The sequence below is a fragment of the Paenibacillus sp. FSL R10-2199 genome (assembly GCF_038000235.1).
Classification (GTDB): domain Bacteria; phylum Bacillota; class Bacilli; order Paenibacillales; family Paenibacillaceae; genus Paenibacillus_AQ; species Paenibacillus_AQ phytohabitans.
This window is the reverse complement of record NZ_JBBOBO010000001.1, coordinates 5,463,963-5,490,079: the sequence shown is the minus strand read 5'-3', so window position 1 is coordinate 5,490,079 and position 26,117 is coordinate 5,463,963. Positions and strand designations below refer to the sequence as shown.

The 26,117-nt window shown below is 51.3% G+C and carries 21 protein-coding genes; 15 read left to right on the top strand and 6 right to left on the bottom strand.

Annotation, left to right across the window (positions count from 1 at the left end; translation table 11 throughout):
- Positions 1 to 91 precede the first annotated feature (91 nt).
- The 4 genes from NYE33_RS24000 (at position 92) to NYE33_RS23985 (ending at position 4,937) form a co-directional block, all read left to right on the top strand.
- Complete coding sequence (locus NYE33_RS24000) at positions 92 to 1,450, top strand: glycoside hydrolase family 64 protein (RefSeq protein ID WP_042213531.1); 1,359 nt, start codon at positions 92 to 94, stop codon at positions 1,448 to 1,450.
- A 77-nt stretch (positions 1,451 to 1,527) separates the two neighbouring features.
- Positions 1,528 to 2,718 carry a cell wall-binding repeat-containing protein gene (locus tag NYE33_RS23995; protein ID WP_042137080.1) on the top strand — a complete coding sequence of 397 codons (1,191 nt, stop codon included), beginning with the start codon at positions 1,528 to 1,530 and terminating at the stop codon, positions 2,716 to 2,718.
- A gap of 85 nt (positions 2,719 to 2,803) precedes the next feature.
- Positions 2,804 to 3,562, top strand: a complete 759-nt coding sequence (locus tag NYE33_RS23990) for a response regulator transcription factor (protein WP_076248338.1) — start codon at positions 2,804 to 2,806, stop codon at positions 3,560 to 3,562.
- Positions 3,552 to 4,937: a sensor histidine kinase gene (locus NYE33_RS23985; RefSeq protein WP_076248336.1), complete on the top strand. Its 1,386-nt coding sequence runs from the start codon at positions 3,552 to 3,554 to the stop codon at positions 4,935 to 4,937. Before NYE33_RS23990 ends, NYE33_RS23985 begins: the two co-directional genes overlap by 11 nt.
- Here NYE33_RS23985 and NYE33_RS23980 read toward each other — a convergent pair whose 3' ends face one another.
- Complete coding sequence (locus NYE33_RS23980; protein WP_042141169.1) at positions 4,938 to 5,615, bottom strand: DUF1796 family putative cysteine peptidase; 678 nt, start codon at positions 5,613 to 5,615, stop codon at positions 4,938 to 4,940.
- 231 nt (positions 5,616 to 5,846) lie between these two features.
- Complete coding sequence (locus NYE33_RS23975; protein WP_042137086.1) at positions 5,847 to 6,332, bottom strand: DUF6803 family protein; 486 nt, start codon at positions 6,330 to 6,332, stop codon at positions 5,847 to 5,849.
- A 120-nt stretch (positions 6,333 to 6,452) separates the two neighbouring features.
- On the opposite strand from NYE33_RS23975, the gene NYE33_RS23970 reads away from it, so the two are divergent.
- The 9 genes from NYE33_RS23970 to NYE33_RS23930 all read left to right on the top strand — a co-directional run bounded on the left by NYE33_RS23970 (position 6,453) and on the right by NYE33_RS23930 (position 21,372).
- On the top strand, positions 6,453 to 7,118 hold the full coding sequence (locus NYE33_RS23970; protein ID WP_341067921.1) for an HAD family hydrolase: 666 nt from the start codon (positions 6,453 to 6,455) through the stop codon (positions 7,116 to 7,118).
- Between the two features lie 454 nt (positions 7,119 to 7,572).
- On the top strand, positions 7,573 to 9,486 hold the full coding sequence (gene thrS, locus NYE33_RS23965; protein WP_042137090.1) for a threonine--tRNA ligase: 1,914 nt from the start codon (positions 7,573 to 7,575) through the stop codon (positions 9,484 to 9,486).
- 44 nt (positions 9,487 to 9,530) lie between these two features.
- The gene (locus NYE33_RS23960) at positions 9,531 to 10,127 is read left to right on the top strand and encodes a GNAT family N-acetyltransferase (RefSeq protein WP_076248334.1); all 597 of its coding nucleotides are present in this window, start codon (positions 9,531 to 9,533) and stop codon (positions 10,125 to 10,127) included.
- Between the two features lie 243 nt (positions 10,128 to 10,370).
- Positions 10,371 to 11,876, top strand: a complete 1,506-nt coding sequence (locus NYE33_RS23955; protein WP_042137094.1) for a hypothetical protein — start codon at positions 10,371 to 10,373, stop codon at positions 11,874 to 11,876.
- An 11-nt stretch (positions 11,877 to 11,887) separates the two neighbouring features.
- Positions 11,888 to 12,646, top strand: coding sequence for a DUF6063 family protein (locus tag NYE33_RS23950; RefSeq protein ID WP_336100199.1), 759 nt, complete (start codon positions 11,888 to 11,890; stop codon positions 12,644 to 12,646).
- Positions 12,633 to 17,123: a hypothetical protein gene (locus tag NYE33_RS23945; protein WP_341067919.1), complete on the top strand. Its 4,491-nt coding sequence runs from the start codon at positions 12,633 to 12,635 to the stop codon at positions 17,121 to 17,123. Before NYE33_RS23950 ends, NYE33_RS23945 begins: the two co-directional genes overlap by 14 nt.
- Positions 17,124 to 17,158: 35 nt before the next feature.
- Positions 17,159 to 17,992: an aldo/keto reductase gene (locus tag NYE33_RS23940; RefSeq protein WP_156118783.1), complete on the top strand. Its 834-nt coding sequence runs from the start codon at positions 17,159 to 17,161 to the stop codon at positions 17,990 to 17,992.
- A 126-nt stretch (positions 17,993 to 18,118) separates the two neighbouring features.
- Positions 18,119 to 19,708: a TPM domain-containing protein gene (locus NYE33_RS23935; protein WP_336100196.1), complete on the top strand. Its 1,590-nt coding sequence runs from the start codon at positions 18,119 to 18,121 to the stop codon at positions 19,706 to 19,708.
- Positions 19,709 to 19,902: 194 nt separating this feature from the next.
- Complete coding sequence (locus NYE33_RS23930) at positions 19,903 to 21,372, top strand: TPM domain-containing protein (RefSeq protein WP_341067918.1); 1,470 nt, start codon at positions 19,903 to 19,905, stop codon at positions 21,370 to 21,372.
- A gap of 117 nt (positions 21,373 to 21,489) precedes the next feature.
- Here the strand turns inward: NYE33_RS23930 and NYE33_RS23925 are convergent, their stop codons facing one another.
- Positions 21,490 to 22,341: an aldo/keto reductase gene (locus NYE33_RS23925; protein ID WP_341067916.1), complete on the bottom strand. Its 852-nt coding sequence runs from the start codon at positions 22,339 to 22,341 to the stop codon at positions 21,490 to 21,492.
- A gap of 168 nt (positions 22,342 to 22,509) precedes the next feature.
- On the opposite strand from NYE33_RS23925, the gene NYE33_RS23920 reads away from it, so the two are divergent.
- The gene (locus NYE33_RS23920; RefSeq protein ID WP_341067915.1) at positions 22,510 to 22,959 is read left to right on the top strand and encodes a MerR family transcriptional regulator; all 450 of its coding nucleotides are present in this window, start codon (positions 22,510 to 22,512) and stop codon (positions 22,957 to 22,959) included.
- A 73-nt stretch (positions 22,960 to 23,032) separates the two neighbouring features.
- Positions 23,033 to 23,602 carry a dihydrofolate reductase family protein gene (locus NYE33_RS23915; RefSeq protein WP_042137106.1) on the top strand — a complete coding sequence of 190 codons (570 nt, stop codon included), beginning with the start codon at positions 23,033 to 23,035 and terminating at the stop codon, positions 23,600 to 23,602.
- Positions 23,603 to 23,747: 145 nt separating this feature from the next.
- Here NYE33_RS23915 and NYE33_RS23910 read toward each other — a convergent pair whose 3' ends face one another.
- From NYE33_RS23910 to NYE33_RS23900, 3 genes are all read right to left on the bottom strand, one after another.
- Entirely contained in the window at positions 23,748 to 24,116 is a 369-nt protein-coding gene (locus tag NYE33_RS23910) for a VOC family protein (RefSeq protein WP_042137108.1), read from the bottom strand.
- Between the two features lie 131 nt (positions 24,117 to 24,247).
- Positions 24,248 to 25,198, bottom strand: coding sequence for a helix-turn-helix transcriptional regulator (locus NYE33_RS23905; protein ID WP_336100192.1), 951 nt, complete (start codon positions 25,196 to 25,198; stop codon positions 24,248 to 24,250).
- Between the two features lie 27 nt (positions 25,199 to 25,225).
- Positions 25,226 to 25,987 carry a DNA/RNA nuclease SfsA gene (locus NYE33_RS23900; RefSeq protein WP_341067912.1) on the bottom strand — a complete coding sequence of 254 codons (762 nt, stop codon included), beginning with the start codon at positions 25,985 to 25,987 and terminating at the stop codon, positions 25,226 to 25,228.
- Between the last annotated feature and the right edge of the window lie 130 nt (positions 25,988 to 26,117).

Here is a 26,117-nt window from a genome sequence, read left to right as displayed (position 1 = left end):
TTTCTGAAATGCTGAATGATCTGTCTGTAGCTTCCGGTTGCCAAAGGTAATGATTATAGCAATGCCAATATAATTAAGGAGGAATATTACGATGCCTAAAAAATGGCTAATGTCCATGCTTGCGTTCGTGCTTCTGCTCTCTTGCCTGCCTTTCTTTGGTTCCAAAGCTGCCGCCGCTGATTATACACAGGGAGTAGATTTGTCGGGAACTACAGCGACAATCTGGTTCAAATCTACAGTAAGCACCAGTTGGGTGGATGTACATTACAAGGTCAATTCCGGAACGCAGCTGAATTACCGTACAACCTACAACAGCAGCAAAGCCCGATATGAGCAGGTGGTCACAGGCGTTGCCAGCGGAACCGTTCTCACCTATTTCTTCACGTACAACAATGGAACACCGGCATATGATACCGGCTGGTTTACGTATACCGCCGGAACGGCGCCGACCACCCCGCCTGGGGGTTCCTCTGCTTCGATCTATTCCATAGCCGCCTCTTCCATTCCCACCCCGCCGGGAGGTTCCGTGTCGGTGAAGGTCATGAACGGCACGGGCGGGGCCTATCCTGACAACCAGATATATTGGGGGGTGATCGGCATCAATCCGGCCAACGGCAAATGGAGTTATCTGGATCTGAGCGGCAATCTGCTGCCAATCTCTAATGCGCTGAATGATGCCTCCGGCCATCTGACCAAAAACGGCGTGAATTACGCGAATATCTACCATACCGTAAGTCAGGCTTCCTGGGTAACGATGCCCAAAATCACCTCCGGCCGCATGTTCCTCAGCGTAGGCACGCCGCTGTACATCAAGACTTATGATGACGGCTTTGCCGGACCGGATATTGATAATCCTACCGATCCTAACCGTAATCTCTATTTCGATTTCGTTGAATTCACGGTGGATGCTACAGGCTATCACGGCAACACGACGCGCGTAGATGCCTTCGGATTTCCGATCCAGCACCGGCTGGTTGGCCTGTCTGGAGGCTATGATAAAACCGTAGGCGAGCTGGAATCGGAGACACGTGCCGGAATCTTCAGCAAATACCAGAATGAAGTGCCATCCGCCTTTAAATCACTTGCTACGGATCAGGCACCTTACCGTATTATCGCTCCTGTCCATGGATCGTTTAAAGCCGGCGGGGCCAACAGCAATTATTTCGCAGGTTATTCCAGCTACAGCACCCAGGATATTCTCCGCAACGATGGCTCGCTCATTGATGCTGCCACCAGCGCTGCCATTAACCGCCATGTCTACACCTCCGGCAACTGGAACAATGTCGCGGACTATTACAAAGCGGCTCCAGCCAATTACTATGCGAAGTTCTGGCATGATCACAGCATTAGCGGGCTGGCCTACGGCTTCCCTTATGATGATGTCAACGGCCAGGCGGCCTATCTCGAAGTCGGCGATCCCAAAGGCCTGATTATCCGCGTGGCCTGGTAAGGAGCTTCATTCTTTCTACACATTTGTCCTGTACACTTCTAGTTATTCGCGAGAGCAACTGAAGTGGAGGGACAATAATGAAGAGAAGACTGCTGACGGCGACCTTTATCCTGCTGCTTGGAGCAACATTGGCGGGTTGCAGCCCGGGCGCGGATAACAAGGAAGAATCAAGCGCTATCACTGCACAAACAGCGGTAACTACACCTTGGATCGCTACCAAGAATACAACACGGATCAACACCTCTGACCCTGTTCAGGCGGCTGTGCTGGTCTCCCGGACCTTATGGACGGCTGAAACGAAGAGCAACCGGCCATCGTCTGTAGTCCTGACAAGTGTGGATAACTGGCAGATTGCCGCAGTAAGCACGGACCTGATCCACCATCCGAGCAACGGGCCGGTGCTCTTTTTCACCAAAGACGGTGTGCCGGATGAGACTCTTACTGAATTGAAGCGACTGAAGCCGCTTGGTGCGGACGGCAATGACGGCATTCAGGTTGTAATTGTCGGGCCATCGTCTGAAGCTGTCGAGACTCAGCTCAACTCGCTTAATCTGAAGCTGGACAAGATTGAAGGGGATGATCCAGCCGCAGTGGCAGGCGCTGTTGATTCTTACTATGCAAAAGTGTCAGGCGAGCTGCCGCAGAGTGTAATTATCGGCTCGATGGATAGTCCTGAATATACCCTCCCGGCTGTGAACTGGATCGCTCATATGCCGGAGCCTTTACTATTTGTGGAGAAAAGCGAAATCCCGGCTGCAACAGCAGACGCGCTCAAGGAACGCGGCGGCAGTGCAGCAATCTATATTCTCGGTCCCCAATCTGTCATTTCAGCAGATGTGGAGGAGCAGCTTAAGCAATACGGAACGGTTACGCGCATAGCGGGTGAGGATCCTTATGAGAATGCCATTGCCTTTGCCAAATTCAAGGATACGGCAAACGGATTCGGCTGGGGAATCACTACTCCCGGACATAACCTGTCCTTGTTGACTACGGATTCAACGATGCTGGCAATTGCCGCTGCCCCCTTCTCCCATCTGGGCAAACACGCGCCGCTGGTCTTCATGAAGCAGGACGGATTGCCGGATTCTCTGATGAATTATACGATGGAGCTGCAACCTAAATTCAAGGATTCACCGGCTGAAGGCCCGTATAATCACGCTTGGCTGACTGGCGATGCAGAAACGATCAGCGCCGCGGCGCAGAGTGAGATCGATGACATGCTGGAGATTTCCTCCGCCTCCGGTGATAATCCGCACTCAGGGCATTAGAAGAGCAAGCCGGCAGCGGGACCCGCTGCCGGCCTCTTTATTTATAGAACAAGTAAGAAAGCATAACCGTTTCCACTTGGGTATAATGAATGCACGAACTATTAACCAGTCCACGAAAAGGGTGAACGGCTTGTCCAAATCTCAAATACTTATAGTAGACGACGAATGGAATATGCGGAATTTGCTGCGTATATATCTGCTGAACGAGGGGTTCAGCACCAGAGAAGCTGCAACGGGGCAGGAGGCCATCCGCATGGCGGGGCAGCACGCGTTTGATCTGATTCTGCTCGATGTGATGATGCCTGACATGGATGGCTGGCAGGTCTGCCGATTGATCCGGGAGCAGAGTCATATCCCCATCCTGATGCTCACCGCGCGTTCGGAGATTAAGGATAAGGTGCAGGGTCTTGGCATCGGCGCAGATGATTATCTGACCAAGCCGTTTGAGCCGGAGGAGCTGCTGGCCCGGATACATTCGCTGCTCCGCCGTTCTGCACTGACGCAGTCACTGGCGCCCCGGGAAGAAGTACTGGAGTATCCCGATTTGCGGATTTACCCGGAGGCACGCGAGGTGCGTGTACAGGGCCAGAACGTTGATTTTACATTAAAAGAGTTCGATCTCCTGGCCTTGCTGGCGCGTAGCGGACAACGGGTATTCACCCGCGACGAGCTGGTCGAACGGCTGTGGGGCAACGATTACGGCGGTGAAACCCGGGTCATCGACACCCACATCAAGAATATCCGCGAAAAGATGCAGAGAGCGGGCCTGGCGTATAATCCGGTGCAAACGGTATGGGGCCTCGGGTATAAATTCCAGGTCACGGGTAGTCCGGATGAAACATAATATCATCGGCTCCAAGCTTGGGCTGGTCATTATGTCCGTATTCCTGATCGTGCTGCTGTCGCTGGGCATGGTGATCGACAGGATGTTCACCAGCTTCTATTACAACGAAATGCAGACGGAAACGGAGGAGCTGGCCTCCCATTTCACGGTCATGGCCCAGTCCAAGGAGTCCACGACCAGCCAGATGATGACGACGTTTGCTGAATTCTCCAATGTCAGTATATTTAACATTCTTCCTGATGGCCGTACGAATCTGCATTCAGGCGTTCACGATTCTGCGGACCGGGCGTTCATCCGGACCGGTGATCTTACAGACATTTTTACCGGCAAAACAGTCAGCTTCCTGTACAAAGATCCAGCGGGGCACCGGTATTTCGTCACTGGACAACCTATCACAGGTGAGGATGGGGTCAGTTCGGCGCTGTATGTAATGTCCTCTACCACGAATATGGAAGAATCGCTGGCTTCAGTGCGCAATATTCTGCTGCTCGCGGGGATTGGCGCGTTCACTTTGGCGCTCGGCATCACCTGGATCATTGCCGTGGTCCTGTCCCGTCCGCTTCTGCAGATGCAGAGAGCCACCCGCAAGATCGCCGCCGGTGAACTGGAGACACGCCTTACCATCCGCGGCAAGGATGAGATTGGTTTCCTCGCAGGAGCCATTAACGATCTGGCCGTTGACCTGCAGCGTTACAGGGATACCCGCCAGGAATTTCTGGCCAATATCTCGCATGAACTGCGGACACCGATTACTTATCTGCAGGGGTATGCCAAGGTAGTGAAGAGCGGGTTATATGAGACGGAGGAAGAGAAGGGGCTGTATCTCGACATCATCGATCAGGAAGCACACCGGCTGCAGCATCTGGTCGATGACTTGTTCGAGCTGGCTAAGATGGAAGAGGGCAGAATTCCGCTGAACCTGGAACAGGTCAATCTCAGACAGATCATGGATCAGGCGGTCCGCAGGGTGGAATTACCGGCGAAGGAGAAAGGTCTGCTGCTGACAGCTTCGTACGATGACGGGCAGGAGGTAAGAGTATTAGGCGATGGCAAACGGATGGAGCAAATCGTGATGAATCTGCTGGAGAATGCTGTCCGCTATACCGAAAAGGGACAGATCAAGGTGAGTCTAAGATTCACTCCGGACTCAGCAATATTTGTTGTGGAGGATACGGGAATCGGTATTCCGGAGGCAGAGCTTCCCTTTATTTTTGACCGTTTTTACCGGGTAGAGAAATCCCGCTCGCGGCAATACGGAGGCTCCGGCCTCGGTCTTTCCATTGTGAATAAGCTGGTCGAGCTGCTCGGCGGTACGATTGTGTTTACAAGTAAGGTGGGCGTAGGAACACGCTGTGAGGTTGCTTTTAGGAGATAACTAAGAATGATTTAGACTTATACCTTGCAGGATGTAATCCCAATTCGCATAATCATTCATATCACCGGGCACTTCCAGAACGCAGACATTGCCGATACCCCATTCCGCTTCTCGTGTTGCACTAAGGCCGGGTATAGGATTAAGAATGAGGATTGTAAATTTCTTGTTATTTAATAGCTTTGATAAAATCATATGCAGCTCCAGTACCTGTTCAGCGCTTGCAAACCATCTGACAAATAAACTATCGTCGCTGCTGAGCAGACTGTTCCAGAACCGGCCGATCCGGTATTCCAGCTTCAGTCTGTAGGCGGGATAGGAAGCGCTCCAGCCCTGACCTGTAATAATCGGGAAATCGTGGGCGGAGATGATGTTATACAGTGAGTCCCGTATGAAATAAGATGGTGACAGATTGTTCCTGGAATGATCCAAATACACGGGATCTCCATCATCCAGCAAAAAATGGGTCTCATCCAGCGGATGCAGATTTCTGAAATCCATAAAGTTCCTGAACTCATTCTTTAGTAGCCGGTTGACATCGGCCAGTGAATACGAAATCATCCAGTCTAGAGGCATTGAGAATTTCCGTAGACCGTATCTCTTCAGGTTAATTGCCGGCGCACAAGATGAACCTAAGCTGACGATCAGTTCATAGTCCTTTTTGACGTCTTGTAGTTTCATGAATTCACCCATCTCTATCCAGTCTCCATCGTTAGTAAATCATATACGCGATGCTCCGGGATTGATTGGACGGATGAGACAAAATTCAGCAGCACACATGCTTCGGATAGCTGGTAGCAATCTCATTCTGACGGGTTTGTGCGTAATGAAAACCAAAAGGCGCCCGGGCAGCTATTTCTATAGCCTCCCCGGACACCTGTCAATCTTTTATAAACTTAGGTGACTCAACTCTTAGTGGTTCATTCCAGCCATTCCGCCCATAATTTCCGGATTCACCATTCCGAAGATCATCGCGATGTGGGCAACAACGAGGAAGCCGCTGATTAGCAGGAAATGTAGCTTAAGCTTACTCTCTTCACTGCGTTTGCGGGCGATGAGACCGAGATCCAGCAGGGCCAGAGGCAGCAGGAAGATGACTCCGCTCAGATAAAAGCTTACCGCAACCACATCCACCCAGGTGTGCCATTCGCCATTTGCGGTGAGCGGGATGAAGGCGGTAGGGAACAAGTACAGGAAAACTCCGGTGAAATAGAGTCCGGCAAGAATACTGCATACCCGGTTGAACGCTCGGAGCGGCCCGTTCAGCTTCTTGGTGAACAGAATAATAAACTCTGTAACCGTAATCGTCTCGGCAAAAATCACGGGAATCGCCATAAAAAGAATCAGATTCCATGGCTGATTGTCCGCCAGCAGGGACATATAATGCGTCATGTTCATGTTACATCCTCCAGGTTCAAATATAGCTTACATAGTGATGTTAGTAGACAAGTGTGTGGAAAGTATGAAGAAAGGAAGGTATGATGAACAAAGTTAAACAGGAAGGGAGCACGAACGGAAGTGAAGGACGCGATGCATCATATTTTATTTGATCTGGACGGCACATTAACCGATCCCAAAGAAGGCATCACCAAATGCGTGGAATATGCGCTGCACAAGCTAGGGATCGAGGTGGAGCATCCTGACCTGCTGATCCCGTATATCGGGCCGCCGCTCTATGATTCTTTTGTTCAAATCCAGGGGCTGACACATGAAGCTGCCCTGCAGGGTGTGGACTTCTACCGGGAGCGTTACCGGACGCTCGGCATGTTCGAGAACAGTGTGATTCCAGGCGTTCCGGAGTTACTGGAGAACCTGCGGAATCAGGGATTCAGCCTGTATGTGGCGACATCCAAACCCACGGTCTTTGCTGAGGAAATTCTCCGCCATTACAAGCTGGATCACTTCTTCAGGTTCACCGCTGGCAGCAATCTGGACGGGACACGCTCGAAGAAGCGCGAGGTGATCCAGTATGTGCTGGACCAGAATGATATTCCTGCCGCACAGGCGCTGATGATCGGGGACCGGGAGCATGACATTATCGGGGCGAAGGCCTGCGGTGTGCCTTCCATTGGCGTGTTATTCGGCTACGGTTCGGAGGAGGAATTATCGGCTGCCGGAGCGGATTATATTGCTGCTACGGTTGAAGAAACGGGTATGATTATTTCGCGGATTTCAAGTGAATGATATTAACGGATAGATTGCCGGGGGACAGCGGCATACAACTATTTTTTCACCGCAGTATTGACTTTTAGCGAAGGCATTCAGTATTATGTAACCAAGCAACACCATATCTAAGGCAATGACCAGAGACAGGATATCCTCCCAGGACTGACCAGAGAGAGAAGTGCAAGGTGAGAGCTTCTTACAGAGACCAGCCGGATGTTACCCCTTTGCAGCCGTGACACTGAACCCTCCTGCTGTTAGTGAGGCTGTAAATGCCACCGCCCCATCCCCGTTAACGGATGCCATGAGGATTGTGCTTATCACGTTTCCGCCGAACAGCCGGGGGTCCGTAGATACATAGTCGAATTAGGGTGGAACCACGAGCTTAGACGCACTCGTCCCTTTCCGGGATGAGATGCGTTTTTTTGCGTTCAAATCACACTAACAGAAACCTGAAGAAATGGAGGCCACAATCATGGAGATTCAAGTGAAACTGCCGGATGGAACAATTAGGAGGTATTCGCGTAACACCACAGTTGCGCAGGTTGCGGAGTCAATCAGTGCAAGTCTGAAGAAGAATGCGGTAGCCGGTAAAATCGACGGCAGGCTCGTTGACCTTGATCACCCGGTTGAACAGGATAGCCTCGTTGAAATTATAATGGCGGACAGCATTGAGGGTCTAATGATCCATAGACATAGTACTGCTCATCTGATGGCCCAGGCTGTCAAACGGATCTACGGGGATCAGAATGTTAAATTGGGTATCGGTCCGGTCATAGAGGATGGATTCTATTACGATATTGATATAGCACGGCCGTTGTCCGTGGAGGATTTGGGTGCGATTGAGCGGGAAATGGAGAAGATAATCGGAGAAAATCTGCCGATTCTGCGCCGGGTTGTCAGCAGAAGTGAAGCGATGGAACTGTTTCGGCAGCTGGAGGAGCCCCTTAAGCTTGAACTGCTCCGTGACCTGCCGGAGGATGCAGTGATCAGCTTGTATGAGCAAGGTGAATTCACTGATCTGTGCCGGGGGCCGCATATGCCGTCAACTGGCCGGATCAAGGCCTTCAAGCTGCTTAGCGTAGCGGGAGCCTACTGGCGCGGGGATTCAGATAATCAGGTGCTCCAGCGGATATACGGAACTTCATTCTTCAAGAAATCCCAGCTGGAGGAGCATCTCCACATGCTGGAGGAAGCGAAGAAGCGCGACCACCGCAAGCTGGGCAAGGAACTTGGGCTGTTCATGTTCTCCGAAGAAGCGCCGGGCATGCCGTTCTATCTGCCGAAGGGCATGATCATCCGTACAGAGCTGGAGAACTTCTCGCGTGAATTGCAGAGGTATAGTGATTACGATGAAGTCCGTTCACCCCTGATGATGAACAGAAGGCTATGGGAGCAATCCGGACACTGGGATCATTATAAAGACGAGATGTATTTCACAAAAGTGGATGAAACAGATTTTGCGCTCAAACCGATGAACTGCCCCGGACATATGCTGATCTACAAGAACAGCCTTCGTTCCTACCGGGAGCTGCCGATCCGGATTGCTGAATATGGCCAGGTCCACCGCCATGAATTCTCAGGGGCGCTGAATGGAATGATGCGCGTCCGCACTTTTTGCCAGGATGATGCCCACCTGTTTGTCCTGCCGGAACAGATTGAGGATGAAATTAGCCGGGTGCTGGAGCTCATTGATCAGATGTACAAAGTATTCGGTTTCGAGTACAAGGTGGAGCTGTCCACACGTCCGGATGATTATATGGGGGCTGAAGAACTCTGGGATCAGGCGGAGCTATCGCTCGAACGCGTGCTGAAGAATAACGGGATCGAGTATCGGGTGAACGAGGGAGACGGCGCTTTTTACGGGCCCAAGATCGATTTCCATGTCCTTGATGCCTTGAAAAGAAGCTGGCAATGCGGTACAATCCAGCTGGATTTCCAAATGCCGGAGAAGTTCGATCTGACTTATATTGGTGAAGATAACGGAAAGCACCGTCCGGTAGTCATTCACCGCGCTGTATTCGGCTCCATTGACCGGTTCATGGGCATTCTTACAGAGCACTTCAGCGGAGCATTTCCGCTATGGCTGTCTCCCGTGCAAGTCAAGCTGCTGCCTGTATCCGGGGTTCATGCTGATTATGCCTTCGAGGTTAAAGAGCAGCTGCAGGCGGCCGGACTGCGGGTTGAGCTGGATGCGCGGGATGAGAAGCTGGGCTACAAAATCCGTGAAGCGCAGCTGGAGAAAGTGCCTTATATGCTCGTACTCGGAGATCAGGAACAGAACAACGGTACAGTTTCCGTACGGGGCCGTGCGGAGAGTTCACAAATATCGCTCAGCGTACAGGAGTTCATTCAGCTGCTGGCCGGCCAAATCGCTGAGCGGAAATAAATTGCTTCATTAAATAGGTAATCAAAAGTCAGGAGGGCTGATACATGATTTCGAAGAATGCTGAGCAACTGGAGGGCGGCGTGATCAGGCTTGTGCCCCTGATGGAAGAGCATAAGTCGGAGCTGGTTAAGGTGCTGAACGATCCGCTGATCTGGGAATATACCTGGAGAAGGATCAGTACAGAAGAGCAGGTAGGACAATTGATAGACGCGGCATTGGTGAACAAGGCCAAAGGTACGGATATCCCTTTTGTCATCATTGAGCAGGCTTCCGGCCGGATTGCCGGCACTACACGGATCATGCATCTGGACCGGACGCACCGCAATGCAGAGATCGGCTGCACCTGGATTTCGCCGGATTACTGGAGAACCGCAGTGAACACGGAGTCGAAGTCGCTGCTTCTGCAGTACTGCTTCGAGGCACTCGGATTAATCCGCGTTAACTTCTGTATTGTCAGTACCAACCTCCGGTCGCAGCGGGCGGTTGAACGGATTGGCGCTGTCCGGGAAGGCGTGCTGCGCAAGCAGCGCCTCACCTCTGACGGCATGGTTATGGATAATGCGCTGTACAGTATCATTGATGACGAGTGGCCTGCGGTGAAGGCTAATCTTGATTATTTGTTGAATGTGAAATATAAGTAGCTGCATCCATCCGGGTGCCCAAGCGAAACTTAGAGGGGTCCCATTGCGGGCTCCTCTATTATTTTTTGCAAATAGCCAGATCTGAGAAACATTGATATAATAGAAAGACATGAGGATAGAAACATACATTCCCCAATATATCGTTTATCGTAATCCTAGCCCATACTTCACCCTTCGGGGCAGATGTGGGTTTATGTTATGTTGTGAGGTAAATTATGAAGTGATGGCGAGGTTGGCTGGAGCATGAACTGGAATGATTTTGGAGAACGGAATAAACGGCTGAATCCCCTATGGAGTCTGGGGGCAGGCATGAATCTCGGCGAGCTTCAGCCTTATAAGGAAATGATTGCTCTAAGCGTGCTGCTGCAGGTCTATTATCTGGAGCTGGAATCGAATGAGCAGAGATCCAGGGAGGACCTGGTCGAATTGACGTGGAGCTCGCTTGAACGCTTCGGCATCGCGAGGCTCGGAAGTCCGGAATCGGTGGAACGGCTGGTGGACGGGCTGCTGTGGAGCGGAAACGGCGGGGATTTCGAGGCCAATTATTACGATGATCAGTCCCGTCAGATGGCGGTGCAGAAATACAAATATTTCACAGTGGATGAAGATGCTACCCGGACCAGCTGGGAAGAGAACGGGACCACAATCTACCGGCTCTCCGAATATGCGATGGAGCTGATCTTCATGAGCCATGAGATCATTGACGAATTTCAGATCAGCATCAAGCTGCTCGAGATTCAGATGCATATCAAGCATGGACGGGTAACGAGGGCGATGCAGGATGTGAATGAACTGATCTCCCGGGTGCGGAAGATGACGCAGCAGCAGCAGGAATACCGCAATGCGCTGCGCCGCAATCCGAAGCATATCTTCAGCGAATATGGCGCTCAGCGGCACCAGCGGCTGGAGGAGATTCACCAGCAATTTGACGAAGAACGCAAGCATTTCGATAATATTCACCGCTCGCTGGCCCGGCTGGCCAATGATGAGAAGGATGTCATCGACTTCAACGAGCTGCGGCTGCTCTCCGAGCGGGTCGAACTCTCCCGTCGGGTGCATGATGAGCTTGCCGAAGTGGTACTTAGCATTTTTGAAGCGGAAACCAATCTCAGGCTCAACTTCCCGGAGCTGTTCTGGGGTGCCGCCGGCTTCAACTTCCGTACCCATGTCTGGGAGGAATGGGTGAAGCCGGAAGGGTTGCCGGATGGAGACAGCATGGAAACTCTGATCAGCGGGCTATTCTCTCCCAGCCAAGACTTTATTTATCCGCTGGCCTGGGCCTGGGAAGAGCAGGATGTCGGCTTCCTGCCTGACGAATTGCCGGACGACCCGGATGAAGCCGGGGAGGAGGAAGAACTCCACTATGTCCCCAAAAGCATACCGTGGACCGAGGTGTCTGAGCTTTGGCTGCCGGTCTTCGCCGGACTGGCAGAACAGGGAAGCTTTACATTCTCGGCAGAGGCTTTCACGGAGGATGAACAGCGGCGCTGGGCGGTTACTCCCAATGCGGTGGACCTGTGGGTTCAATTTTTCCATACCGAAATTAAGGTGCAGGAGCAGGAAGCGGAAGGTCACGGCGGGGCCGACGAATGTCAGAAGCTGATTGGGCGTCTGATCGCGGACCACCCGGAGCTTGAGACCTTGCGGGGCAAAGTGCTGCAGACCAGGATTGCTAACGGGCAGCAGGACAGCATCCGCTGGCCCGGCCTGGAGATCAGTCCTTATACCATTACTATAGTAGAGAAGTGAGATGATTCAGCATGAGTTATTCGTTAGAGCAAGTACAACAGGCTTCACGGCTGTTCTTCGACCTGCTTCGCCGCAAGGTGATATCACTTGATGATCCCGCTGCGGCCGAATGCCTGCAGGATACCGTTGCTTATGATGCCTTACAATATGTAGCCAAGGAAGCCGGCTGCCGGATTATGAACTCCGGGCATCGTCTGCACCTGCTCGTGAGTCCAATGGGCTCCGGCTTTGCCAGTAACTTCACACAGCTGCGCAATAAATATTCGCGCATCGAACGCAAGACGCATATGCATATCATCAACGTAATCATTCTGGTGTTCCTGGCTGAGATGGATCAGGATGAACAGCATTTCAAGCCGGGTCAGGACAGCATGTCCTACATACAGCTCTCGGATCAGGTATCCGCCCTGTTCCAGACATGGATGGACATGGACGAAGACGGCAGCTTCAGCAAGCAGTGGCGGCTGGATATTCAGGCGATGCACAAAGTATGGAGCAGCCTGTATATGCAGACCAAAAGCCAGGAGGAGGGCGATTCGCTGACCCGCGGCGCCGGCTCACGGATCGGCCTGATCCATGAGGGGATGAAGCTGCTGGAGGAAGAGCATCTGGTATTCATCTCCGAGAATGAGAAGCGGATTTTCCCCCGGGAAGAGCTGTATGAGCGGATGCGTTATCTCTATCATGATGTGGACCGCTATAAGGAGCTGAAGGCCCTGATTGGCCGGACACTCAGCGAGAAGGAGGAGGAAGCCCATGCCGCGCATTGAGCGAATCCGCATCGCCGGACTTAAATATGAGAAGATGCTGAAGAAATATGAGGATATGATCCTCGACCTGTGCAATGAGGAAGGCCCGTCCAACACGCTGATTACGCTGATGAACGGCGGAGGAAAGGGCGTGCTGCTGCAGTCGATATTCCAGCTGCTGATGCCCAAGGCTGCCTGGGGTAAAGATAATGAGAACCAGGTAGAAGCCTTCTTCCATAATCACAAAAAACAGCTGAAGCCCTATACGTTCCACGTTGCCATCGAATGGCGGCTGGACGAGCCGGAACGGACGGAGTACATAACCACCGGAATCGCAATGACTGCCCAGAACTCGGTGGATCAGCTGGAGATCAAAGTAGATTATCTGCTCTATGCGCTGCTCAATTATGATGAGAATGCGGAGCTTACATTGTCTACCCTGCCGCTCTATGATCACGAGCTGAACACTCCGGCCAGCTTTGAAGCGATTCAGCAATTTGTCCGTGAGCGGCGTAATGAGATCGTTGCGTATGGCAGCCACAGCTCGGACCTGAAGAAATATTATGCTTTTCTGGCAGACCGGGATATTCATATTGATGAATGGCGGAATATGCGGAGAATCAACGGCGAGGAGGGCGGAATTAAAGGCTATTTCCAGAAGAATGATGCCTTCACCAACCATAATCTGTTCGAGAAGCTGATTATTCCGGAAATCGGGTCCAGTCTGAACGGCAGCATGCGCGAGGATGAAGGCTCGCTTCAGCGGATGTTCATAGATTCTGCTACGGTTGCACAGCGGCTGCCGATGCTGGAGCAGAGAGAACGGGCTTTTGCCGAATTCACTTCACTTGCCGCCCCGCTCTACGAGGCTGTCAAGCAGGGGACGGAGGCTGACCGCAGCTTTCAGGAAACGGAATTGCTTGGACGGCAGCTGTACACCGTGATCTATGATGAGCTGAAGAATGCCGAAGACAAACGCCGCAAAACTGCGGATGAGTTAGCCGGGCATTATCAGGAAGCGAAGCAGCTGAAATTTGAGACGGATAATCTGAAGTATCTGAAGCTCAAGGAAGAGCGTGACCGCAAACAGGATGATTTCAAAGCGGTCTCGGATAATCAGGCACGGGCTAAGCAGCGGCTGGAGGAATCGAAGATCAAGGAAAAGGATCTTGAGGTTGCCCATTATTTAGCCAGACGCAGACTGCAGATCCGCCAGATGGAGCAGTGGCAGAAGGAAATTGAAGCCATTGAAGGCTCCCTTGCGATGAAGGAGCGTCAAGAGGTTATCCAAGCGGCCAAGCAGGAGCTTCGCCTGCAGTGGGATGAGGTCTACCGGTTGTGGCAGGCGCGAATGCTGTTCTTCAGCGGCCGCCAGCAGGCTCTGGGTGCAGAAGAGGCCGTTCTGCGCAAAGGCCGGGAGGCATTCCTGCTTGAATTCGGCGGACTTGAGGGCAAGATTCATGAATTGACGGCGCTCATCCGCCAGTATACCGAAGATCTGGGAGTGTTCGCTTCCCGCCACGGGCAGGAGGCTGCCCATTCACCGGCAGCCGCCCTTCAGCGCACGCTGATTGCAGCCAGAAGCATTGCCGAGAATATCGTTGTCCTGAACGAGCAGCGCAAATCCGCAGAAGAAGAGAAGCTTGCTCTGCATACCAGACATACACGGCTGACTGAGAAGCTGCTGGGGGCTGCAAGCCAGGCGGAGGAGCTTACGGACCGGATTGAAGGCCAGATGGGCAAGGAGTCACAGCTCTGGTCACAGCTCGTAGTTCTGCTGGAAATGTATGAAGAACATCAGCTGCTCGGGACGACGGCATTGTTCGAGGCCCAATCACTTATCCAGGAACGGTTCATCCGCAGGCTGGATGATGCCGAGCAGCAGACGAAGCGGCTCAGACGGGAATACTATAATCAATTGCTGGATGTAGAGCTGCAGCAGGAAGCCTATTGGCTGCCTAATAATGATATCCTGATAGTGAAGGATGCCCTGGATGCCCTTAAGATCAGCTCCATGATCGGTAGTGCATATCTGAACGACCAGTCTTACCTGGTCCGTGAAGAGGAGCTGGAACGTCACCCGCTGCTGCCTTACGGGCTGATTGTAACGAAGCGTGAATCGGCTAAGCTTCAGCCTGAGCTGCTTCAGGAGCTTCTGCTCAAATCGCCTGTCCCGGTCTTCGTGCGTGAGGAAATGGCGGATGCCACAGGAGCTTCATTCCTGCTGCTCTCCCATCAGGGGCCACAGATGGTGCTGCAGCCGGAGCGTTTCCTGGACTGGAAGCAAGGGATCGCCTCCCGGCTCAAAGAGCGGGAAGAAGAGCTGCAGGATGCGGAAGGGTATCTGGCGAAGCTGAAATCAGCCAGACAGGAGTATGACCGGCTGCTCCAGAGTGAACACACCGTAAGTCTTCGGGCCAGACAGAAGGTATTAGAGACCCTGCAGCAGGAGCTTGGCAAGAGTCTGAATGAGTTGAACGCTGAAATGTCGCTGAATGAAGAGACTCTATCCGGAATTTCCAGAGACCTGGCTGTCAGTGAGGCCGAGAAAACCGAGCATGAGGCCAGGGCAGCGGCGCTGCGTGAGTGGGCGGAGCGTAGCCGGAAGCAGGAGCAGGATTACAAGGACAAACAAAAGTCAGTTGAATTGAAGACAGGCTTAAGCAAAGAGATTGCCGTTAAGGAACAGCAGCTGGCACATTTAAAGGCAGATATGGACAGCCTCGCCCTGCAGCGTGAGAAATGGCTGGGAGAAGCTAAATATTCCTTGTTCCCGCGGCTGCAGAACTGGTTCCCGGAGATCCACTTCCCAAGTGAACATGGCGGTGCTGCACAAGATACTGTGCAGGAAGAAGCAGTGCCGGATGAGGCTGTACAGGATAAGCTGCTGCAGCTGCTGAGTACCGTGGAAAGTCTGCAGCAGTCCCTCAGCCAGAATGAGCTGGAAATCCGCACACGGGCTGCCCAGATCAAAGCGGCAGGGCAACAGCTGGTTGACCTGGAAGCAGCAGTACAGCAGGTCGATGACGGATGGCAGTCCGCACCTGAACCGGACGATTCGCCCGAGGTTATTCAGTCGGCCAGAACGCGCCAGAAGAGTGACACGGGAATTCTGGATGAGGATTATCAGCATATCCGTGATTCCTACATCCGTTGTATGGCGGAGCTGGATAACCTGCAGAAGGAGCTGGGCAAATCCGAGAAGGCCATCAAGGAGAAGCACGAGCGTGCTGTAGAGCTCTGGCATGAGCCGCTGGCGCAGAAGGAAGAAGAGCTCAGTGCGCGCTTCCGAGAGAATGAGTATTTGCTGAATACAAGCAAGCAGGCGCTTGCCTCTATGGATATATGGCTGCAGACACTCTCCAATCAGAGCAAGGTCATGGATACCCATGTCGAGAGCCGCGTACAGCTGCGGGATGTTCCGGAAGAGGTGCAGCTGGATGTGCGGGAGAACTGTGAGCAGCTGGTTGCAGATTGGCTCCTGCGCAGCAAGGAGAGCCGCAGCCAGCGTGCGGAGATCTCGCGCAAAGTCAAAGAAGAGAAGACAACACTCAGCGGCAGACTGGCCAAGTCCGGCTGGAACGCAGAGCTGGAGACCAAAATTCAGGATCGCCTGAACACGGTTCACTGGGATGATTTCTCGATTGCACTGCAGGTACTGGACTCCATGCTCCAGAGCTCACGTGATCAGATTGAAAGTATCCGCAGTGACAAGGAAGATATGGAGCTGTCGCGCAAGCTGTGGGTAGGACGTGCCGCGAAGCGGGTCGTGCAGATTACCGACATTCTCAAGCGGATGGAACGCCGGATGATTATTCATAATGAGAACGGGCATGCCTTCCCGCTGGTCCGGCTGAATTACAAGAATATTATCGTTCCGAGAACGACAGATGACATCGAACCGCTGGTCAGTGAGTATTTCAACCGCTGCATCAGCAGCCTGCTGGAGAAGTTCCCGAAGATCGAACAGGTTCCGGCTTCCGCAGTCAGAGAGCTGATTAATGACGGGCGGATGGTGTATGCCGCGCTGCAGAACCGCTTCCCGGTGCTCCAGGTATATAAACCGGTGACCGAGAATTATTTCCTCTACGCAGCACCGGAAGAGTACCATTACTCGGATTGGGAGGTCATTAACCGCGGGGCGCTGGATGAGGCCGTCGGCAGCGGCGGTCAACGCCAGTCGGTTCAGCTGCTGGTGGCGATGATGATTATGACCCACAAGCGCGTCAACCGTGAGAATAAAGGCTGGACGGTCTTCCTGTACGATAATCCGTTCGGTGAAATGGTCTCCAATAACGTGCTTGATCCGGTATTCGAGATTTCCAAGGCGCTGAAGTTCCAGTGGCTGATCGTTACGCCGCCGGAGCTGGTGAAGAATGATGTCAGCATCCGCTTCGGCGTGTACTGGCAGCTGTATTTTGGCGGTGATAAAGGAGATGCACTGGATTCAACCCTGATTAAGGGCGGCCGCAAGCTGATCCCTGCCTCATTGTTCTAGCAACAATCCAAATTATATAGATGGGTGGTATTCTTATAATGATGAATCTAAAATCGGCAACGAAGTTAGCTAACGGTGTAGAAATGCCTTGGTTTGGTCTGGGAGTGTTCAAGGTCCAGGAAGGTCAAGAGGTTGTGGATTCTGTCAAAGCAGCAATTAAGGCCGGATACAGAAGCATTGATACAGCAACTGTGTATGGTAATGAAGAGGGAGTCGGCCAGGCGATCCGTGAATCCGGGGTTGCCCGCGAAGAGCTGTTCATCACCACCAAGGTATGGAATAACGATCAGGGGTATGATTCTACGCTGGCGGCATTTGACCTGAGTCTCAGCAAACTGGGATTGGACTATGTAGATCTGTATCTGGTGCATTGGCCGATCCGAGCCAAATATAAAGACACCTGGCGTGCACTTGAGAAGCTGTATGCGGATGGCAAAGTCCGGGCGATCGGTGTCTCGAACTTCCAGATAGATCATTTGGAAGATCTTTTAACTGAAGCTAACGTGAAGCCAATGGTTAACCAGGTCGAGCTTCATCCGCTGCTTAGCCAGCTTGAGCTTCGTGAGTTTTGCCGGGCGCAGGGCATCCAGATTGAAGCGTGGGCTCCGCTGGCCCAAGGCCATCTGCTGGACAATGCGGTGATTGCTGACATTGCGGCACGCCATAACAAAACGCTGCCTCAGGTCATCCTGCGCTGGGATCTGCAGAACGGTATCGTGACTATTCCTAAGTCGGTCAAGGAAGAGCGGATTATCGCGAATGCCGATATCTTTGATTTCGAGCTGTCAGAGGATGAAATCAGCCGCATTAATGCGCTGAACAACAACCAGCGTTTTGGATCGCATCCGGACAGATTTAACAACGAGTAACCTCCGGGCAGTCTCTTTTGAATATTTACTAGATTCGGACATAAGTATAAAGGGAATGGAACTATATCCCATTGTGTGCTTAACCGATATAGTAGAGTAGAGATATGAGTAGCCGGAGGGGTATTAATGTATGGGAAAACTTTAAAAACTGCGCTTATCGCTATCCTGATGATCCTGCTACTGCTGCCGCTGGCGCCAAGCCGCACGGAGGCGGCTGTTCCGGCACATTCGGAGTCCTTTTATGTGAATGACTTCGCGGAAGTCATTGATCAGAAAACAGAGAATTATATGGTCAATTATGGCGTGAAGCTGCATCAGCAGACCGGTGCACAGGTTGTACTGGTAACAGTGGATTCTACAGGCGGAACATCGATGGAAGATTACGCGACTTCGCTGTTCAATGCATGGGGAGTCGGCTCGGCGGATAAGAACAACGGAGTCCTGCTGCTGCTCTCCACCCAGGATGATGATTACTGGGCGGTACCGGGCAAAGGTCTGGAGGATACACTGAACGACAACGTGTTATCTCAGATTCTCTCGGAGTCACTGGAGCCGGATTTCGCGGCGAAGAACTATAGCGCAGGTGCGCGCAAAACCTATGGATCATTAATTCAGGAGCTTGGCGGAATCTATTCGGAGCAGGTCGGCTCCAAGAACTATGTCGCAGACAATGCCGGAGTCTTCAAGCAGGTAACGAAGGATTATCTCAACCAGTCCAGTAACCGCTATGCGGCAACGACCGGAAGCGGGATCTATGTAGTGACTGTCAAGAATTCCGGTGATACTAGCCTGCAGGATTATACGTATGCGAAGTTCGCCGGCGTAGCAGCTGGACCTAGGGATGTAATGCTGGTGCTCGATATCGGCGGAGATAATTATCATGTCCTTCAGGGTAAGGATATCGACAATCTGTTGACTAATGATATGATCGGCGGGATTCTGGATACTGCGCTTGAACCGAAATTTGCGGCAAAAGATTACGCCGGCGGGGCAACCGCTACGGCGAATGCCTTCTACAACTTTTTCCTGGCCAGAGCGGATCATAGCCAACAGTCTGCAGTTCAAAGCGCTGAGTCTGCGGAGGTAAACACGTTGCCGGCAGCGGACAACCCTTCGAAAGTGCAGGTGCGCACGTATCCAGCCTCCAGCTATGATCCGCTAGACAAAGATCCGGTTGACCATTTAGACGGGAGTGCTATTATTCTTTGTTTTCTAATATTGGTGTTGGGCTTCAGCGTATCCGCCTCGCGCCGCAACCGGAATATTGCCCGGTACGGAATCGGAATTAACCCGCATCACCCCGGCAATATACAGCGCTATGGTGTTTGGACGGGGCAGCAGGATTATGGCATCAGGCGTAGGAGCTATACCCAAAGAAGCTATACCCAAAGAAGCCATAACCAAAGAAGCTATAACCAGCGGCCTCAACCCCGCAGCTCATCGTCCCGTAATGAATCACGGAGCAGCTTCTGGGGCAGTAATTCGGGAGGCGGAGGTTCAACAAACGGCGGGGGCTCGGGCCGCTCTTCCTCCTCCAGTAGAGAAACGAATCATGGAGGCGGAGGCTCGTCAAGCGGAGGCGGCTCAGGCCGTCATTCCTCGGGATCTTCCAGCAGCAGCGGAGTGGGCCGCCACTCCTCTGGTTCTTCTGGGGGCGGCAATTCCGGCGGAGGCGGCAACGCAAGTGGCGGCGGTGGTGTAGGCAGACACCGGTAATCTGTTCTTTTCAATTCTTATATCTGTAATAGTCTGACTAGAGACAGCACAAATACAACGGCAGCGCCTCCCCTTTTGCGGGCTGGCCTGCCATTTTTTTGCTTCATACATAAGTACAACCGGAATGGAACTATATACCATAATGTGCGTAACCGATATAGTATAGAAGAGATATAACTAGCGGAGGGGTACGAATGAATCGTAAAAGTATACTAGCAGCGTTTACCGTCATCCTGATGATCCTGCTTCTGCTGCCGCTGGCGCCAAGCCGGATGGAGGCAGCTGTTCCCGCTCATTCGGAGTCCTTTTATGTGAATGACTTCGCGGGCGTAATCGATCAGAAGACAGAGAATTATATGGTCAATTACGGCGTGAAGCTGCATCAGCAGACTGGTGCTCAAGTTGTGCTGGTGACGGTGAATACTACGAACGGAACACCGATGGAAGAGTATGCGACCTCGCTGTTCAATGCATGGGGAGTCGGCTCAGCGGCTAAGAATAACGGAGTCCTGCTGCTGCTCTCCACCCAGGATGATGATTACTGGGCGGTTCCGGGCAAAGGCCTGGAGGATACGCTGAACGACAATGTGTTATCCCGGATTCTCTCGGAGTCGCTGGAGCCGGATTTTGCCAAGAAGGATTACAGTGCTGGCGCGCGCAAAACTTATGGTGCGTTAATTCAGAGTCTTGGCGGAATCTATTCGGAAACTGTCAGCACCAAAAACTATGTATCGGATAATGCCGGAGTCTTCAAGCAGGTAACGAAGGATTATCTGAACCAGTCCAGCAACCGTTATGCGGCAACGACCGGAAGCGGGATCTATGTAGTGACAATCAAGAATCCCGGTGATAAAAGCCTGCAGGATTATACGTACGCAAAGTTCGCCGGTGTAGCCGCAGGGCCTAAAGATGTGATGCTGGTGCTCGATATCGGCGGAGATAATTATCATGTATTACAGGGCAAGGCAATCGATGGAATCTTGACCAATGAACGCATTGGCGGAATACTGGACACGGTGCTTGAACCCGAATTTTCCGCAAAAGATTACGCCGGCGGGGCAACCGGGACGGCGAACGCTTTCTACAGCTTCTTCCTATCCAGAGCAGATGCCAGTCTGGAGGCTGCGGCGGCGGGCACCAAATCTACCGCTGCAGCAGCAACCCAATCACCCGTAAAATCGCATATTAACGACAAACCGAAACCCGTCAGCGCATCTACAGGATTAAAGATTATGGGAGTGTATCTGATAATCATTGCTCTATTCAGTCTTGCTGCTTCCGGCCGCAACCGTTTAATTGCCCGTTTCGGATCAAGGCTTAATCCGTTCAACCAGCAGAATATGAACCGCCTCGTTACCAGGTTCGGCTCAGGTTCTACAATGAGACAGAGGCGGCACCGCCGTCATGAGCGGCATCGGAACGAAGCCTTGAATCACAGCAGTTCGCAGAGCAGCTTCTGGGGTAGCAATGAGGGAGGCGGCGGTTCATCAAGCGGAGGCGGAGTAGGGCGCTATTCCTCTTACGAGGATGAAAATGAGGGGGATGGCGGTTCTACCAATGGTGGTGGAGCGGGGCGTTATTCTTCCTATGATGACGATGACGATAATAATTCCGGCGGAGGCGGCAGTGCAAGCGGAGGAGGCGGTGTAGGCAGACACCGGTGATTGGCTGGAGTTGCAGACTAAGAAAATAATGAAAAAAGGACAGTGGCCGTGCGGCCGCCCTGTCCCTTTTTCATAGATAAGGATAAAGATGTGATGAGCTTACGGTATGATCAAGGTTTACAGATCGACTCTCAAGGTGCCCAGCATCTTGACGAACTTCGGATCGTGATAGGATAAGAAGAGGCTATCCCGCGTATCGAGGGCGGTAATTTGTCCGATGTCATCTACGCTCAACTCAAAATCGAAAATATTGAAGTTTTCCGCGATCCGCTCTTTTCTCACTGATTTTGGAATCACAACGATACCACGCTGAACAAGCCAGCGCAGCACGACCTGGGCGACAGACTTGTTGTGTTTCTCAGCAATTGAAGCCAGTACTTCGTTGCCGAACATGTTGCCCAGTCCTTCAGCGAACGGCGCCCACGACTGGTGCTGCACGCCCTGATCTTTCATAAAAGCAGCGCTCTCGGCCTGCTGGTAGAACGGGTGCGTTTCGATCTGGTTGACAGCGGGTACGATTTCGTTATGCACAATGAGGTCCATCAGACGGTCGGGCAGGAAGTTGCTGACACCGATCGCCCTGATCTTGTTTTCGCGGTACAATTCTTCCATCGCACGCCAAGCGCCGTAGTAATCCCCGAACGGCTGGTGAATAAGGTATAGATCGAGATAGTCCAGCTGCAGCTTATTCAAGGATTTGGCGAACGCCAGCTTGGCACTCTCATAGCCGGCATCCTGAACCCAAAGCTTGGTCGTGATGAACAGCTCCTCACGCTTCACGCCGCTACGCTTGATTGCGCGTCCGACCGCTTCCTCGTTGAGGTAACCAGCCGCTGTGTCAATGAGGCGGTATCCAGCCATCAGAGCTTCATATACGGCGTTCTCGCATTCTCCAGCATCCGGGATTTGGTAGACACCAAAACCGATGATCGGCATTTTCACACCATTGTTTAAGGTTACGTTTAGCATTATAATTCCTCCAAGTATTCAGATGTGTAACAGCAAACGGTGTGTATCCGGAAGAAGGATACTGCAGCGGGGGTTCCACTTCCATCCGAGTTGCATTACAATAAGCCTATCGCCTTCGTGTAACACGAAGTCAAGCGGTCTTATCATATTTTTCAAGGAGGATCACACATGCATACGGTCAAAGAAGCCGCCCAGATTACAGGACTCACTGAGCACGCTGTACGCTTTTACACCGATAAAGGGCTGGTGCCCAGCGTACAGCGAAACCAGAATAATATCCGGCTGTTCGATGAAGAATCGATCAACTGGCTGCATGGCGTCAGATGTCTCAAGCAATCCGGGATGCCGATTGAAGTTATCAAAATATACATCGGTCTCTGTCTCGAAGGAGATTCGACCCTACCGCAACGCAGTGAACTCATAATGAAGCATAAAGAAGCAGCGCTCATTAAGCTTGAAGAAGCCAAACGGCATATAGCCCATCTGGAACAAAAAACTGCCCTATATCAGGACATTCTGGAGCACGGTGCACCTGACACGACCAATCCTGGCAACTGGGGCGAAATCCAGCATATGCATGCTGACGTGTTGTACTCGCCCGCTGTCCGGAAGGCGTGATATGCTCAGAACGAACGGATTTGCACAATATTATTATCTTTGAAGAGAATTCGAAATCGGAGGAGAAGCAAACATGAGAAAACTCGTATTGTTCATGCATGTGTCACTGGACGGGTATGCATCGGATTCGAATGGAGGACTAGATTGGATTCCGTATAACGAGGAATTAGAGAAATACGCTGAGGAGGTCGTAACCGAGGTCGGCTCTCCCGTATACGGACGCACGACATATCGGATGATGGAGAGCTACTGGCCCTCGGTGCTGGACGATCCGAATGCGTCGAGGCACGATACGGAGCATGCCAAATGGCTGCAGGATGTTAAGAAGATCGTTATTTCCGGCTCGATGGACATTGTGGAATGGAACAATACGATGCTGATCAAGGATAATATCGCAGAGGAAATCAAGGCGCTCAAGGGACAGCCTGGCAACAATCTCGTTATCTTCGGCAGCCCGGGGGCGGCGAAGACGTTGCTTGAGCTCGGTCTGATAGACGAATTCCTGCTGACGATTTGTCCGGTCATTTTGGGCAGTGGGAAATCAGCATTCCACGATGACGGTGAGAAAATCAGGCTCAAGCTGCTGTCCAGCCGAACGCTCAAGTCGGGCATTATCGCGGCCCGCTATGAGTTGGAGAAATAGCCTTGCCGTACAAGGTGTTCCACTTAGCTTGACAATTCGCCAACATAAAAAAACTCCCCATAAGGTAGACAGGTTGTATGATCTCACCTGTCTACCATATGGGGGGCCTATCACTAGTTATTATTAAGCTGAATACTTTTGCGTATTAGCCTTTACTGTGAAGAGTAACCTGATAACCGTCCGGGTCGGCAAATGAAAAGGTTCGCCCGAAGGGTCCGTCTATTGGTGCAGATGTAATTGTTACGCCTGCTGCAATAAGCTTGTCGTGGATGTCTTGCGTATCAGGGGCATGAAGCCACAGAGCGACACCAAGTCCAGGTTGAGTCCCTGCACCGAGTTCTGTTCCAGGCATTAGGTCACGAAGAGCAAATGCTATAGGCTTGGTATCAAAGACTACAGCATGAGGTGGTCCTGCTTGAGAGCGTACCAGTCCGAGATAGTTTTGATAGAATTCCGCAGAGCCTTCAAGATTGCTCACCTGAATTGAAATGAAGTCGGGTCCAATTGCTGACATAATAATGTCCTCCTGTTTATGTTATTAGAATAATCATCTGACTCGCCATCGCCTCAAAATCAGCATTTGCAAATCTTCAATGTACTATTCGTATGTCTTGATTATACAAGCCCCCTACTGCCAACAGCATGTCAGTAGCGTTCTTTCATTTTTCCGATTTCTTCTCTTATCCGGTTTTTGAAGGATTCAGGTTCAGTGACTACTACATCTGCCCCCCATCCAAGCATCCAGCTCAGCAATTCTTCCGGCTCGTGGACACGAAAAGTGACATGGTAACCGTCCTCTTTAGATTCGGCAGTCTCCATATAATAGTTATTAGCTTCTTCAACTCTATCTGTGATGTCTGGATTAAAAATGGCACAGACCCGTATGCTGCGGGTATCCTTCGGCCGGTAGGACTCAAGGTTGAAGTTATCGGGAGTCTGAAACGTATCCTCAGTCACGGTAAGGTCACTGATCCGGGAGACCCGAAAATGGCGGATATCCTCCCTTAGGTCGCAGAAAGCAAGTAACAGCCAGCCATTCTGCTCATCATGTGCCAATCCGTATGGCGATACAGTTCGCACATTTACCCGGTTCCCACCAGCTTCAGCCACCCGCTTGTGATAGGTTAAACGAAGTTTCTTGCCCTCCAGCATGGCTTCACGAATGATTCCCAAGTTTACTTTCTCCCGGGCCATTTTGACCTTTTCATCCCTTTGAAGCAATCGGATGCTCCCTTGTATTCGGGTTGTCTCTTCACGCATGGGCCGGGAAAGAATGGCTTCTATTTTCCTGCGGGAAGAACGGGCACTATTGCGATAAGTCGGATCAAAACGTTTCTCTATGAATTCAGCTCCAATAAGAAGTGATACTGCCTCTTCTGTGGTAAAACTGATGGGTGGAAGAAAATAGCCTTCCATTAAGGAGTATCCTAATCCTGTCTCACCGATGATGGGAACTCCCGCTTCACTCAGAGCCTGCATATCACGATAGATCGTTCTTACACTAACCCCTAAGACCGCTGCTAATTCATCAGCCGTATGCAATTTGCTTCGCTGTAGTTCCATCACAATCGATAAAAGACGCTCTGTTTTATTCAATGGAAGCTGCACTCCCTTGTTTAGAATTCAACCCTTGATCATATCTTTCGTGGTTTCAAAATAACGTATGAGATTTACTTCAGTAGGGGTTATTTTGAAATTAACCTGCCACACTTCAACCCCTTGGTTTATTGATGATTGCACGGAATTCCGGATATAGCTGCTATACTTCCCGCCCGATGAGCCCATATATTTAGAACTATCATAGATGAAACATACCAACAGGATTGCTTTGTCATTTTTATTTAAACTATGGGCCAGTTCCCCAATATGTTTTATGAATCTTTCAAAGGAAGTGAAGCTGCTTCCTTCCTTAGTTTCGATATGCTCCTTAACCTCGACCTGTAATCGCGTAAGGGGTGTTTTGACCTCAATGTAAGTATTTCCTACAAGAAAATCAAGTTTGGAGTTGCCGACTTTTTGTTCTCTTTTTATTGCTTCACCATTATTCACCATACCAGAAAGCTGGCCGTTTTTAATAAAATGCTCTACATATCTATTTGCTGCATTCTGATTGATTCCTATCCATGATTTAGTGGCATTGGATGGTAAATCAACTGATATGGCCTCCACTGTATAAAGGGTCTTTCTTGATAAATTATTGCTTAGTGAAAGCAGGCAAGGAACATCACGCAAAATGATGTCACCAATACGGCCTGTCGTGGGACAATGGCAATCATAAATGACTCCGTCAACCTCGACTTCCATAATGAACCGGTTACGCCGTCTGCAAATCACACCTTCAATGAGAGGTGTTTCAAAAATAAATGGATTGTTATTAGTTTGCATAGTAAGTTCTCCTCAGTAATCTCTTTAAGCAATTATACAAAAATGCTACTGACAACGGAATGTCAGCAGCCACATGGATGAGTTAGAAAATAACAGATAATGGGCAGAGAATTGACCAAACTGAAACTTT